Origin of the sequence: Amnibacterium flavum (assembly GCF_003097495.1) — a bacterium.
In the GTDB taxonomy this organism is placed as follows: domain Bacteria; phylum Actinomycetota; class Actinomycetes; order Actinomycetales; family Microbacteriaceae; genus Naasia; species Naasia flava.
In genome coordinates this window covers 561,138-574,783 of sequence record NZ_QEOP01000002.1, presented here as the reverse complement: position 1 = coordinate 574,783, position 13,646 = coordinate 561,138, and the positions used below count along the sequence as shown (strand labels likewise).

At 68.5% G+C, this 13,646-nt stretch carries 13 protein-coding genes; 2 read left to right on the top strand and 11 right to left on the bottom strand.

Annotated elements, in window-relative coordinates; translation table 11 throughout:
• Nucleotides 1-177: 177 nt before the first annotated feature.
• On the bottom strand, nucleotides 178-831 hold the full coding sequence (locus DDQ50_RS10365) for a DsbA family oxidoreductase (protein ID WP_116757395.1): 654 nt from the start codon (nucleotides 829-831) through the stop codon (nucleotides 178-180).
• Between the two features lie 121 nt (nucleotides 832-952).
• On the opposite strand from DDQ50_RS10365, the gene DDQ50_RS10360 reads away from it, so the two are divergent.
• Nucleotides 953-1,192, top strand: coding sequence for a hypothetical protein (locus tag DDQ50_RS10360; protein ID WP_133245956.1), 240 nt, complete (start codon nucleotides 953-955; stop codon nucleotides 1,190-1,192).
• Nucleotides 1,193-1,727: 535 nt separating this feature from the next.
• On the opposite strand, the gene DDQ50_RS10355 is transcribed toward DDQ50_RS10360, so the two are convergent.
• On the bottom strand, nucleotides 1,728-3,110 hold the full coding sequence (locus tag DDQ50_RS10355; protein ID WP_116756657.1) for a glycine--tRNA ligase: 1,383 nt from the start codon (nucleotides 3,108-3,110) through the stop codon (nucleotides 1,728-1,730).
• A gap of 90 nt (nucleotides 3,111-3,200) precedes the next feature.
• Entirely contained in the window at nucleotides 3,201-4,310 is a 1,110-nt protein-coding gene (locus DDQ50_RS10350) for an aminotransferase class V-fold PLP-dependent enzyme (RefSeq protein WP_116756656.1), read from the bottom strand.
• A 126-nt stretch (nucleotides 4,311-4,436) separates the two neighbouring features.
• Here DDQ50_RS10350 and DDQ50_RS10345 point away from each other — a divergent pair, with 126 nt between their 5' ends.
• Nucleotides 4,437-5,675 (top strand): PucR family transcriptional regulator, encoded by a 1,239-nt coding sequence (locus DDQ50_RS10345; RefSeq protein WP_116756655.1) that lies wholly within the window; start codon nucleotides 4,437-4,439, stop codon nucleotides 5,673-5,675.
• Here DDQ50_RS10345 and DDQ50_RS10340 read toward each other — a convergent pair.
• From DDQ50_RS10340 to DDQ50_RS10305, 8 genes are read right to left on the bottom strand one after another with little or no spacing between them, the layout of a single operon-like run.
• Nucleotides 5,672-6,631, bottom strand: a complete 960-nt coding sequence (locus tag DDQ50_RS10340) for an LLM class flavin-dependent oxidoreductase (protein ID WP_116756654.1) — start codon at nucleotides 6,629-6,631, stop codon at nucleotides 5,672-5,674. The two genes, DDQ50_RS10345 and DDQ50_RS10340, sit on opposite strands and share 4 nt — an antisense overlap.
• Nucleotides 6,628-7,866: a threonine synthase gene (locus DDQ50_RS10335; protein WP_205663621.1), complete on the bottom strand. Its 1,239-nt coding sequence runs from the start codon at nucleotides 7,864-7,866 to the stop codon at nucleotides 6,628-6,630. Before DDQ50_RS10335 ends, DDQ50_RS10340 begins: the two co-directional genes overlap by 4 nt.
• Complete coding sequence (locus tag DDQ50_RS10330) at nucleotides 7,863-9,053, bottom strand: M24 family metallopeptidase (RefSeq protein ID WP_116756653.1); 1,191 nt, start codon at nucleotides 9,051-9,053, stop codon at nucleotides 7,863-7,865. Before DDQ50_RS10330 ends, DDQ50_RS10335 begins: the two co-directional genes overlap by 4 nt.
• The gene (locus DDQ50_RS10325) at nucleotides 9,050-10,084 is read right to left on the bottom strand and encodes an LLM class flavin-dependent oxidoreductase (RefSeq protein WP_116756652.1); all 1,035 of its coding nucleotides are present in this window, start codon (nucleotides 10,082-10,084) and stop codon (nucleotides 9,050-9,052) included. Before DDQ50_RS10325 ends, DDQ50_RS10330 begins: the two co-directional genes overlap by 4 nt.
• The gene (locus DDQ50_RS10320; protein WP_116756651.1) at nucleotides 10,085-10,906 is read right to left on the bottom strand and encodes an ABC transporter ATP-binding protein; all 822 of its coding nucleotides are present in this window, start codon (nucleotides 10,904-10,906) and stop codon (nucleotides 10,085-10,087) included.
• On the bottom strand, nucleotides 10,893-11,678 hold the full coding sequence (locus DDQ50_RS10315) for an ABC transporter ATP-binding protein (RefSeq protein WP_165829780.1): 786 nt from the start codon (nucleotides 11,676-11,678) through the stop codon (nucleotides 10,893-10,895). Before DDQ50_RS10315 ends, DDQ50_RS10320 begins: the two co-directional genes overlap by 14 nt.
• Nucleotides 11,675-12,556, bottom strand: coding sequence for an ABC transporter permease (locus DDQ50_RS10310; RefSeq protein WP_116756649.1), 882 nt, complete (start codon nucleotides 12,554-12,556; stop codon nucleotides 11,675-11,677). The genes DDQ50_RS10315 and DDQ50_RS10310 overlap by 4 nt, the downstream gene beginning before the upstream one ends.
• Nucleotides 12,553-13,575, bottom strand: a complete 1,023-nt coding sequence (locus DDQ50_RS10305; protein WP_116756648.1) for an ABC transporter permease — start codon at nucleotides 13,573-13,575, stop codon at nucleotides 12,553-12,555. The genes DDQ50_RS10310 and DDQ50_RS10305 overlap by 4 nt, the downstream gene beginning before the upstream one ends.
• Nucleotides 13,576-13,646 lie beyond the last annotated feature (71 nt).

Sequence of the window (13,646 nt, the reverse complement as noted above, 5' to 3'; positions counted from 1 at the left end):
GGGGCTGTTGATGGCCCGCCGGTTGCCCGCCCACTGAGCGCAGCGAAGTGAAGGACCTGCCTCAGCAGCTGCCGTCGGTGCAGACTTCGCCCTCCGGGACGATGAGCGTGAGGCCGAGCGGCAGTACGCGCGGCGTCGGCTCGGTAGCGGGAGCGTCGGTGAGCTTGCCCTCGGCGGTCACGCGACGGTCGCGTTCTCGGCGGCGACCTGGGTGAGCGCCTCGGCGAACACCTGCGCGTCCTGCGCGCCGGATACCCCGTACTTGCCGTCGATGACGAAGAACGGCACGCCCTGGATGCCGTACGCGATGGCCTGAGCCTGGTCGGCCTTGACGGCACTGAGGAACTCGTCGCTCTCGAGCGACCGGACGACGTCGGCGCGGTCGAACCCGATCTCCGCGGCGAGGTCGGCGAGATCCTCGATGCGCCCGACGTGACGACCGTCGACGAAGTAAGCCTTGAGCAGGCGTTCCTTCATGTCGAGCTGACGCCCCTTGGACTTCGCGTAGTGCAGCAGCTGGTGAGCCTTGATGGTGTTGGTGTGCTGAAGCGACTCGTAGTCGTACTCCAGCCCGACCTCGGAGGCGATGCCGATCACGCGGTCGAGCATCTGGTCGACCTGATCGCGCGGGATGCGCTTGTGGCCGGCGAGGAAGTCGGCGGCGCTGCCGTCGAAGTCGACGGGAGTGTCGGGCGAGAGCTCGAAGGAGTGGTACTCCACCTCGACGTCTCCCCCGAAGCGCCGGGCTCCCTCTTCGAACTTGCGCTTGCCGATGTAGCACCAGGGGCACGCGACGTCGGACCAGATATCAACCTTGACGGGATCAGCCATGGGATAGGCAACCGCGGTCCGGCGCGTGTCATTCCCGCCGGGAACGAGACCGGCATCCTGTGCCACTTCCTGTTCAACTCAGGGCCACCACGAACGCGGTGGGAAGCGGCAGAGTTGGAGCATGTCCATGTCTGAACCGTTCCTTCCCGTCGACCGCCAGCGTCCCGTCGAGACCGAGGGAGATGTCGAGAACCCGGAACTCCCCGACGTGCTGCCCGGCGGCCCCGAATACGACGGACCCGACGCGCCCACGCTCGACGAGGAGATCGCGAACGAACCGCACGCGCCGGCGTTCCGCACCCCCGAAGCCGGCGAACGCCTCTCCGAGGACGAGCTGCTCGCCGATCTCGGCGACGCCTAAGTAGGTCACCGCGACCGGACCGCGCGCCACGCACTGAGCGGAGCGATGCGATCCCTTTGAGCCTGCGACCTGGACCGGAACCGTCAGTAGTCGAGGGAGCCCTCGTCGAGGGCTCGGGCGATCAGGGATGCCGCCACTATCGGGCGGTCGATGTCGACTACGGGCTCGTCCATGAGGCACCCCATCCTTGAGTTGGAGAAAACCTAGCGTCGCTCCCCCGCTCGGCATCACCCGCCGCGCCGACCCCGCGTCGCGAACCCTGCCGGACGCGGGCGGAAAGGCGAGTTCCGCGGGCCGACCGACAGATCACCCTCGCCCAGCAGAAGATGCCCGCCCAGCAGGACGACACACCGCGCATCCGCAGCCCGAACCGACCAGAGCCTCCTGCTGAGCACAGGACGCCTGCTCGCACTCTCCCTCAGCAGGTGGAAATGCGGCCAGCAGGTCGAGTCCGGCCGATCCCGCCTGCTCAGCGAACTTTCGCCTGCTGAGCGACAGGAAACCGCGGATTCGGCCTGCTGAGCGAGAGTCAGGGTCAGGAGCCGATGAGGCGTTCCGCGAGGTAGGCGTGCATGCGGTCCAAGGAGACGCGGTCCTGCTGCATCGAGTCGCGCTCGCGCACGGTCGCCGCGCTGTCCTCGAGCGAGTCGAAGTCGACGGTGATGCAGAACGGGGTGCCGATCTCGTCCTGACGGCGGTAACGGCGTCCGATGGCGCCCGCGTCGTCGAAGTCGACGTTCCAGTCCTGACGCAGGTCGGCCGCCAGCTTCTTCGCCACCGGCGAGAGCTGCTCGTTGCGCGACAGCGGAAGCACCGCCGCCTTCACCGGGGCGAGCCGGCGGTCGAGGCGCAGCACCGTGCGGGTGTCGACGCCGCCCTTCGTATTGGGCGCGGTGTCCTCGGAGTACGCGTCGACGAGGAACGCCATCAGCGACCGGGTCAGACCCGCCGCCGGCTCGATCACGTACGGAGTCCACCGCTCGTTCTTCGTCTGATCGAAGTAGCTGAGATCCGTGCCCGACGCCTTCGAATGCGTCGACAGGTCGAAGTCGGTGCGGTTCGCGATTCCCTCGAGCTCGCCGAACTCGCTGCCCTGGAACCCGAAGCGGTACTCGATGTCGACGGTGCGCTTCGAGTAGTGCGACAGCTTCTCCTTCGCGTGCTCGTACAGGCGCAGGTTCTCGGGGTCGATGCCGAGGTCGACGTACCACTGGAAGCGCTGGTCGATCCAGTACTGGTGCCATTCCTCGTCGGTTCCGGCCTCGACGAAGAACTCCATCTCCATCTGCTCGAACTCGCGGGTGCGGAAGATGAAGTTTCCGGGCGTGATCTCGTTGCGGAAGCTCTTGCCGATCTGGCCGATGCCGAACGGAGGCTTCATACGCGCCGCGTTCAGCACGTTGTTGAAGTTCACGAAGATGCCCTGAGCCGTCTCGGGGCGCAGGTACTGCAGGCCGGTCTCGTCGTCGACGGGACCGAGGTAGGTCTTGAGCAGGCCGGAGAAGCCCCGGGGCTCCGTCCACTGACCGCGGGTGCCGCAGTTGGCGCAGACGATGTCCTTCAGGCCGTTCTCCGGAGCGCGGCCCTTCTTCTCCTCGTACTCCTCCTCGAGGTGGTCCGCACGGTAGCGCTTGTGGCAGACCAGGCACTCGACGAGCGGGTCGCTGAAGACCTCGACATGACCGGACGCCTCCCACACCTGGCGGGGCAGGATGACCGACGAGTCGAGTCCGACCACGTCGTCGCGCCCGCGGACCATCGTGCGCCACCACTGGCGCTTGATGTTCTCCTTGAGCTCGGTCCCGAGAGGCCCGTAATCCCATGCGGAGCGGGAACCGCCGTAGATCTCACCGGCCTGGAAGACGAATCCCCGGCGCTTGGCGAGGGCGATGACGTTGTCGAGGCGCGAGGCGGCCACAGGATCTCCTGGTCTGGCCGGGCTGGCTGCCCCGGCCGTCGGCGGCGAAAAGTGCCCACCCAGTCTACGGGTGCCTCTCCGGCCGCCGAATCAACCCCGGGGACGGGCTCCGTTCGAACGGGCGGCGCGGTGACGCCCGCCCGTCGACACCGGTTCCACGACGCGCGACCGACCGAGTGCCTCGACGACCGCCTCCACGTCGGACAGGTCGTTCCACAGGTGGAACGCGGCCCGCAGCCTGCCCGCCCGACCCGACACCCTGATGCCCGCCGCGATGAGGGTGCGCAGGTGCTCCCCCTCCGGGTCGGGCCAGGTCACGATCGCCTGGTGCTGCTGCGGGATCCCGAGCGCCTCGCACAGCGCGTCACCGAGACCGGAGGTGAACTCCCACACCTCCGCGATGTCGAGGCCGGCGAACAGGGCGATCGCGGGCTCCGCGCCGATCCAGGCCTGCCACGCGGGCGACACGTCGAATCGACGCGCGTCGCCCGCCAGACGCATGTCGGGTCCGTAGCAGCTCGCCCACACGTCGTCTCCGGCGTACCACCCGGCCTGACCCGCGCGGAGCAGAGGGCGCACGCGTGCGCTCAGCGTCAGGAAGGCGACCCCGCGCGGGGCGCACAGCCATTTGTAGCTGTGGCACACCGTGATGTCGAAGAGCGAAGCGGGCACGGGCAGCACACCCGCCGCCTGCGTGGTGTCGCAGAAGGTGAGCACATCGTGCGCCGCGGCCGCCTCCAGGACGGACGCGACGTCGGCGATCGCCCCGGTCGAGGACTGCACGAGGGAGAACACGACGAGCCACGTCCCGTCGGCGAGCGCCGCGAGCGGGACCGCGCGCACCGTGATCCCCGGGCGCGACTGGAAGGGGAAGATGATCGAGGAGAAGTCCCCGTCGGCGACGACCACTTCGGCGCCCTCGGGTGCCGACTCGGCGATGAGACTCGTCATGACCGAGGTCTGGGATCCGATCGCGACGACCGAGGGGTCGACGGCGACGAGGCGGGCGTAGGAGGCGCGCGTCCGCTCGATCACCTCGTCGTACCCCTGCGGATCCCGGTCCGCGGCCCGCCAGGAGGCGAGGTCGGCGGTGAGCGCGTCGACGGTGTCCTTCGTGGGGAGCCCGATCGACGCCGCGGCCAGATAGCCGCGCGCGTTCGCGAACTGGGCGATCGCCGCGGTCAGTGCTTCCGAGGTCATGTCGCCATCCTGGGCCCGCGCGGGGGTCGGTGTCACGCGCTTTCCGCCCCTGGGGCCACCGGAGATCACGGGGAGTGCCTCGACCCCAATACGCTCGTTGTATGACGATTGCTGGCGTGCGGTGCGATGAGCTCTGATCCGAACGACGATCTGAAGCGTGTCGCGCGCGCCATGCTCAAGGACTTCGAATCGCTGATGACCTCGATCACCGACCGCGTGTGGCAGACGATTCCGGCCTACTCGTCTCTGATTCTGGAGCAGAGCGATCTTCGAGACCGGATCCGTGAGAACGTTCAGAACGTCATCCTCTGCATGCTGGAGGGTCGTGAGCCATCGACGGCGGAGCTGACGCGCTCCGCGAAGAACGGGGAGCGCCGAGCACTGCAGGGGGTGTCGCACGCGTCGCTCATCCAGTCGTTCCGCACAGCCGAGCGCACGCTCACCGATGAGTTCCAGCTGTGGTGCGCTCGCATGCAGCTGAAACCCGCGCGGGCACGACTCGGCCGCAATCTCCTGATCGACAACCTCGACCGCATCGAGCGGGCGATGCTCGACGCCTACGAGGCCATGCAGCAGCAGATCGACGCGAGCAATCAGCTCACCGAGCCGACCCTGTTCAATCGACTGGCCGTCGGCGCGACCATCGCGCCGGGAGAGGTCGAGCAGCTCGGACGCCTGCTCGGCATCGACGACACCGAGCAGACCCGGTTCATCGCGATCGCCCTGACCACGGGTGGTGCTGACGCGACGGTCCTCGAGCGTCTGCGTCACCATGTCGTCTTCCAACTCACCGCAGCGCTGCGCACCCCGGTGCTGTCGGGAACCGTCGGCGGATCGAGTTCGCCTGTCGCCCTGATCGCTCTCCCCTGGAGCCAGGGCTCCGACGCCCTCCTTCCGCACATCGACGCCGCGATCTCGGACACGATGGTCGAGATAGCGTCACGGGCCGCCGTCGGCGAGCCGCGGGTCGGGCTCGGCCAGCTGAGCCTGTCATGCAGGCAGGCCCTGTCGGCGCTCGAAGCCACCGAGGCGACAGCCGAGTCGCGGAAGGCCATCCGTTACGCCGACTCCCTCCTCGAGGTGCTCGTCCGGCGGGATCCGCCCCTGGTGCGTCAGTTGAGTGATCGCTACCTCGGCCCGCTCGCCGGCACCGAGCTCGAGGAGACCCTGCGCTGTCACGTCGCGACGAACCTGTCGTTGTCGAAGACGGCGACACTGCTGCATGTGCACAGGAACACGATCGTCTACCGACTTCGGCGGATCGAGGAGCTCACCGGCCTGGACCTGCACGACGTCGGCGATCTGAGCCGGGTGGTGCTCGCCCTCGCCGCCACCCCGAACAGCGGGAACGACGCTGCGGGCTAAAGCAGGCCTGCCCGCTTCGCCGCGTCGACGTACCCGCTCAGCAGTTCGGCGGGATCCGCCGACCCGTCATCGATGACGACCAGGGAGTCGACTCCCGCTTCGGCGTGCGCGATCAGCGCCTGCGCCGCGTCGTCGGGCGTCCCCGAGACAGTGACGGCCCCGACGGTGTCGTCGTCCACGAGGTCTGCTCCGCTTGTCCCCGCGAGTAAGCGGCTCCTCAGCGCGGAAGCCAGATCCTGATCGATCGCGGCGCGCGCGGTGATCGGGGACGCCCCGTGCATCCCGAGGAAGCGGGCGGTGTGCGCCCGCAGCCGCTCTCGCGCGTCGCCGCGCCGCGGGGCGACAGCGAACGACGCGTATGCCGTGACGGAACGAGGCGCGTAGGTCGCGCGAACCCATTCGACGTACGCCGGTGACGAGAGAACCGAGAGCATGACCCCGTCGGCGTGCTCACCCGCCAGCGCCAGCGCCTTCGGACCTTTGACTCCCCAGACGATCGGTACGTCGCGCGGGGGCGCCGCATCGAGCTCGGCGTCGATCTCGCTGCCGAGCAGACGCGTCCGCACGTGCTTCCCCGCGAGCAGAGCCCGCAGGGCGTTCGTGTACTCGGTGAGCACACCGATCGGTCGCTCGAACGGGATGCCCAGCTTGCCCTGCATCCAGCGCTCGTTGCTCGCTCCGAGACCGAGGATGCTGCGCCCGCCCGCGACCTCGTCGAGTGCGTGAGCCTCCATCGCCGTCAGGGCCACATGCCGGGTCCACGGATTGATGACGCCGATACCCACCGCCATCTCACTGGTGACGGCCGCCATCGCGCCCGCGACGGCGAACGCTCCGCGCTCCAGATAGTCCTCGCTCACCCAGACCTCGGCCAAGCCGGCGTCCTCGGCGAGCCGCGCGAGTGCAACCGCGTCGGCGGCCGATCGTCGACCCGACGGGGCGATGCCGAGTCTCATGCCCGTGCCGCAGCGGCGCCGGCGAGCACACGGTCGAGAGCTGCGATCGTCGGCTCGATCACCGGAACCGGCGGCAGCGTCGCCGCGGTGGTCGGCACGTCCTTGAGCCCGGTAGAGGTGCCGAGCAGCACGACGGCGTCGGACGCGGACACGACCCCTCGCTGGATCAGTTTCGGAAGAACCGCAACCGTCGTCGCCGACGAGGCCTCGAGGAAGATGCCCTCGTCGGAGGCCAGCGCGTGCTGGGCCGCCATCGTCTCGCCGTCGTCGGCGCTCGCCGCGGCCCCGCCGCTCTGCGCCAGCGCGTTCCAGCCCTGCCAGGTCGCGCTGGGCGTGCCGATCGAGAAGGCGACGGTCGACCCGGCCGGCACCGTGGCGCCCGCCTGGAAGCCGGTGCGGAGGGCCTGCTCGTAAGGTCCGAACGGCTCCGCCGCGATGATGCGCGGCACCCGGCTCGTCAAACCCAGCTCGACGAGGTCGAGGAAGCCCCGATGCATCGCCGCCACCGCGTCCCCATACGCCACGGGAGCGACGACGGCGTCGGGCACATCACCGAGCTGGGCGTGCAGCTCGTAGGCGATCGACTTGTAGCCCTCGCAGCCGAAGGGGTTCGAGCCGGAGGGAGGCCCGACGAAGCCCGACATCGGCACCCAGCCGCGCTCCTCGACCAGCTGGCGCATCAGCACCCAGCGGTCGGTGGGCTTCTCGAGCGCGACGGTGTCGGCGCCATAGCTCTGCATGAGCGTTTTCATCGCCTGCGGAACCGACGCGACGGTCAGGACGACGCAGCGGATTCCGGCGCGCGCGGCGTAGGCGGCGACGGCAGCGCCGTGATTGCCGGTGCTGGACACGACGATCGTGTCGCGACCCTGCTGGACTGCTTTGGTGACGGCTACCGCCGCGAGCCTGTCCTTGTACGACCAGGTCGGGTTGCGGGACTCGTCTTTCACGAAGAGCGACGTGAGACCGACTCGCTCGGCGGTGCCGGCGATCGGGATGAGCGGCGTGCCGCCCTCGTGCAGGCTGACCACCGAGCTGTCGCCGATCGGCAGCAGAGACCGATACCGGAAGATGCCGGGGTCATCGGTGGTCTCGAGACCTCGCATGCTCGACAGGTCGTATCGAGGCACCGCGTAGACATGGCCGCCGTCGACCGGGGTCGGCACGTACGCGTCGCGCTCGTCGACGCGTTCGCCCGTGATCGGATGGACGAGGTAGCCGAGGTAGGCGCTCATGCGTTCACCACCGTCAGTCCGCGGGCTCGATCGCTGAGCAGGCGCACTCCGGCCTCCGTGACGACGAGGGCGTCTTCGACCATCATCCCGCCCCACCCGATCTCGTAGTACGGGGTCTCGAAGCAGAACGTCATGCCGGGCTCGAGCGGAGCGGGGCTGCCCGGACGGATGATGGGCGCCTCGTACACCTCGAGACCGATGCCGTGACCGCAGTGCTGCCTCCGGTACGGCGTCGGGCCGGTCTGCTCCACCACCTCGACGGCTCGCTGGAAGACGTCCTCAGCGGGCACTCCGGGTGCCGCCAGGTCGAACTGCGCCTGCTCGCCGGCGAGCATGGCCTCGTAGAAGGTCCGCTGCTTGGTGCTGGGCTCCCCCATCACCGCGGTGCGGCCGAGGTCGGCCCAGTAGCCCTCGTACATCCCGCCCACGTCGAAGCGCAGCAGGTCGCCGCCCTCCAACGCGCGATCCGTCGCGTACGCGTCGGCGAGCGCCGAGCGCGGGCCGGAGGTGACCACGGTGAACCGGGGCTCCATCCCGGAGGCCACCATGGTCGTCGTGACCACTCGGGCGATCTCCGCTTCGGTGACCCCCACCGCTGCGGCGGCCATCCCGTCGATCATCGCGGATTCGACGATGCGTGCTGCGCGCTCCAGCAGGTCGATCTCGCCCCCGAGCTTGATGGATCGGACCACCGAGAACCAGTCGCTGGCGTCGACGAACTCGACTCCGGGGAGCAGCTCCGCGAGCTGACGCCGCAGGGGCACCGGGCATGCCTTCTCGTCGAGACCGATGCGCGAGGAGGAGAGGCCCTGACGGAGCACCGCCGCGGCGATCGCCGCCGCGTAGTCGGCATGCTGGTCCACCAGCCCGGTCGCGGTGGCTCCTCCGTCCTCCGACTCGAAGTAGAAACGCCCGTAGGCCACGAAATCCGACTCGACGAGCCCGTAGTCGAACCCCGGCGCACTGTCCGAGACGGGTCCGACGACGAGCAGCTCGTCGGCGCCGACGAGCGCGGCCAGCGGCGAGATGCCGTGCACCGTCGCGGACACGCTGCGATATCCGGTGGCGTAGTCGAAGTTCGCCGCGCTGAGCGCGAGCACCGTGTCGAACGGCGCGCGTTCGAGCGCACCGCGGAGCCGATCCAGCCGGGCCGCGACGAGGCTGCGATCGATCAGTCGAGCGCTCATTCGCCGACCTCCTCGCCGGTCTCGCGGCGATAGGGGGCGATCACGTTCTCCGCGAACCACGCCATCTGGTCCAGCGCTTCCTCCACGGTGTTGCAGGCGAAGAGGAGCCCGGACATCGTCGTCACGCCTGCATCGGCATAGGCGCGGACCTGCTCCAGCATCTGCTCGCCGTTGCCGACGAGATTGCGGCGGATCCAGTCGTCCTGGTTCTGGTCCTTCAGTGTCGACTTCGACAGCGAACGCATGTGCTGGAACAGCTGCGAACGCTCGAAGTTGTCGAGGGCGTCGGCGGTTGAGGTGCCGACTGCTACCGAGAACTGGGGCGCGACATCGAAGAATGCGGGGAGCTCACGACCGTTGACCTCGGCGATCTCGCGGATCTCGGCGAGTCCCGCGCGGATCTCGTCGGGTGTCAGCACAGCGGGGATCCACCCATGACCGTACTTCGCCGCACGCTCGCGTGACCCCGGCGCGTTGCCGCCGGACAGGATGGGGAGCGGGGTCTGTCGCGGCTTGGGGTAGCTCTCCACGTCGGTGAACTTCACGTAGCGGCCATCGAAGCTCGCATTGCGTTCGGTGAACAGCAGCCCGAGCGCCTGAAGGTACTCATCGGCCTGCTTCCCGCGATGGATATCCATCCCGGGCCACATGGCCTCCGCCTCCTCCCTGTACGCACCGATGCCGACGCCGAGGATGAATCGGCCGCCGCTCAGCTGGTCGAGGGTCGCCGCCTGCTTGGCGAGCACCACGGGGTTGCGGAAGGCGAAGACCGTGATGGCCGTCGCGAGCCGCAATGTCGTCGTCTCCGCGGCGACATAGGCGAGGTAGAGGTAGGGATCGTAGTAGCGCGGCGGGGTGTCGAACTCGGCACGCACGTACTTCTGCGTCGTCACGTGGTCATTGCCCCACACCCCGTCGAAGCCCAGCCGCTCGGCCTCGACGGCGAGACGAACCGCCTGCTCGGGGTCGGCGAACGGGATGGGATACATGAGGCCCTCTGTCCCCGTGGGAACGCCGAGTCCGAAACGCATTTAGCTCTCCTCGATGGTGACTGTCGGAGCCGGGGCTCCCGATCGGGCGCCGGATCGGCGGCGGCCCGGGTCCATGACGGGCACTGCGGCGAGCAGGGCCCGGGTGTACTGATGCCGGGGGCTCTCCAGAACGGAGCGGTCGCCTGCTTCGACGACCTCCCCGCGCTGCATGACGATGACCTCGTGCGCGATGGCCCGCGCGACGTCGATGTCGTGCGTGATGAAGATGTAGGCGACGTCCCGCTCGGCCTGAAGCTCTTTCAGCAGCCCGACGATTCGGCCGCGAACGCTCTGATCGAGTCCCGACGTGGGTTCGTCGAGTACGACGAGGTCGGGGTTCGGTGCCAGCGCGCGGGCGATGGCGACGCGCTGCTGCTGACCGCCCGACAACTCGGCGGGTCGTCGGCGGCGCAGCTCGCGGGGCAGATGCACGAGGTCGAGCAGTTCGTCGACACGGATCGAGGCCTCGCGCCTGCTCAGGCCGGACAGAAGGGTCAGCGGCTCCATGAGAGTCGCCTCGACCCGGAACTTGGGATCGAGCGACTGGAACGGACTCTGGAAGACCATCTGGATGCGCCGGCGGAGCTCGCCTCGGTACACCCGACCGCCGATCGGCTGACCCTCGAAGGTCAGCGAACCGCCGGAGGGGCGCTGCAGCCCGGCAACGATCGAACCGAGGGTCGACTTGCCCGATCCGGATTCGCCGACGACGGCGAGCGTCCGTCCGGCGTCGACCGAGGCGGAGACGCCCGCGAGCGCGTCGACGACGTGCCGACCGGTCCTGTACCGCTTGCGCAGATCGTCGATCTCAAGCAGCGCCATCAGCGGCCTCCAGTTGTCGCCCGGCATCGAGCAGATAGCGCGTGTACTCGTGCTGGGGATCGGCGAAGACGCGGGCCGTTGTGCCCGATTCGACGAGGTCGCCGCGGTAGAGAACGTTGACGCGGTCGCAGGTCTCGGCGACGACCCCGAGGTCGTGGGTGACGAGGAGCACGCCGCAGCGCGTCTCGTCGGTCAGCTCGATGATGAGGTCGAGGATCTGCGCCTGGACGGTGACATCGAGCGCCGTCGTGGGCTCGTCCGCGATCAGCAGGCTGGGCTTGCATGCGAGCGCCATGGCGACCATGACTCGCTGGCACATCCCGCCGGAGAGCTGGTGGGGGTACTTTCGAGCCGTCTCGTCGGGGGCGATGATGTGGACCCGACCCAGGAGACGGACGGCTTCGGCTCGCGATTCGGCGCGACCGAGGCGCTGATGCAGCTGGACCATCCGCGCGACCTGCTCGCCCACCTTCATGAGCGGGTTCAGCGAATCGCGGGGGTTCTGGAAGATCATCGCGAAACGGGAGGAGACGCTCCTGCGCTTCTGGTCGGTGACGTCCTCCCCGTCGACCAGGAATCGGCCCGAGGTCTGCCTCAGCCCGAAGGGCAGGATCCCCATGGTCGCGAGCGACGTCATCGATTTGCCCGAGCCCGACTCCCCGACCAGGCCGACGATCTCGCCCGGTTCGATCTCAAGGTCCACACCCCGCAGGATGCTCGAGCGGGTCGCGGCGACCTCGACCGACAGGTCTTCGATGGTGAGCCGGCTCATGCTCGATCCCCCGCCAGATCGTCGCCGATGAAGTGCAGTGCCATCACCGTGATCGCGATCATGAGGCCTGGGAAGAAAGCGGTCCACCACTGCCCGGTGAGCATGTTGGTCGCACCCTCCGCCACCATGACTCCCCATTCGGCGGTGGGCGGGTGGATTCCGACGCCCAGATAGGCGAGCCCCGCGACGTTGAGGATCGAGTATCCGCAGACGAGGGTGAGCTGCACGGCGGCAGGCCGGATGGAGTTGGGCAGAACGTGACGGAACGCGACGCGCAGCCACCCAGCGCCCGAGACCCGCGAAGCGGTGACGTATTCGAGCTCGCGCTCGCTGAGCGCTTTGGCGCGTACGAGACGCACGAACGGCGCGATCTGCGCGATGGCCAGCGCCACAGCGAGATTCGGAATCGAGTCCCCGATCGACACCAGCAGGATCATCGCGAGGATGAACCCGGGGAACGCCATCAGGATGTCGACGAGGCGCATGACCACGTCGTCGACCACCCCGCCGATGTATCCCGAGATCACACCCACTGCCGAACCGATGACCATGGCCAGCAGGGCGACGCTGACGCCGAGCGCGAGATCGAGTTTGATCGCGTGCACCGATCGGGCGAAGATGTCGCGGCCGAAGCTGTCGGTACCGAACAAGTGAGCAGCGCTCGGAGGCTGGAACGCTGCGCCGACTATCTCGGCGGGCCCGGCGACGAAGAACGGTCCGACCACACCGAGCACCAGAAGAAGCCCGACGACCGAGGCGCCGATGACGAGGAAGGGACGACGTCGACGCTGTCTCGGGGCGGTCGATGCCGAGGCGCTCGGCATCAGTGCCGCGAGTGCGGGATCGAACGTGGGCGGCTGGGCTCCCGTCGCTGTCATGATGCCCTCCCTCCGAGTCGGATTCGCGGGTCGATCAGGCCGTAGACCAGATCGACGCCGAAGTTCAGTGCGATGTAGATCACGCCGATGATCAGTGCGTAGCCCTGCAGGAGTTCGAGATCGTTGCTGCCGAGCGCATCGAAGGCGACACGGCCGACTCCCGGCCAGCTGAACAGGCGTTCCACGATGACGTTTCCGCCCAGAAGGAATCCGAAGACCAGGCCGATGGCGGTGAGCACCTGCAGCATGGCGTTGCGCAGCTGGTCGCGCCAGAGGACCTCCCGGCCGGGTACCCCGTAGGCGAGAGCAGTACGGACGAAGCCGCTCTCCTCGGTGGCGATCAACGAGGAGCGGACCATCTTGAGCACCGCCGCGGATGCTCCGAGGCCCAGGGTCAGGGCGGGCAGGGCGAGATAGCGGAGGGCCTCGCCCGCGACCACCCAGTTACCGGTCAGTACGGCATCGAGGGCGTAGAGACCCGTGATCTGAGTCGGAGGCGCCATCCCGATCGGCAGCCGGCCGACGGGGCCGGGGAAGAGGTGGGCTACCGAATAGAGGCCGAAGATCAGCAGCAGACCCAACCAGACCGGCGCCATGCTCGACCCCAGAACCGCGAAGATCCGAGCTATCGCGTCGGGGAATCTGCCCCGTTTCGCCGCGGCGAGCATGCCCAGCGGGAATCCGATCAGGAGCGCGACGATCAGGCCTGCGATCGCGAGCTCGATGCTCGCGGGAAGCCGCGCGAACAGTTCCGCGGAGACCGATCGACCGGTCGAGACAGCGGTTCCGAGATCCCCGCGGAGGAGACCTGCAAGGTAGTCGCCGAGCTGGACGATCAGCGGCTGATCGAGGCCGTATTCGGCGCGCAGCGCCTCGATGTCGGCGTCGCTCGCCTCGGGCCCGAGTCGGGCCGCGGCCGCGTCGCCCGGGAGGATCCGCACGACGAGGAAGACGACCAGCGCGAGGCCGAGCACCGTGATCGCCGAGATGGCCACACGGCGGAGGAGGTAGCGGAGCAATGGGGACCTTACGTCGGGAGACGGGACGGGGAGAGGGTCGGAGCGCCATCACGGCTGCTCCGACCCCATCC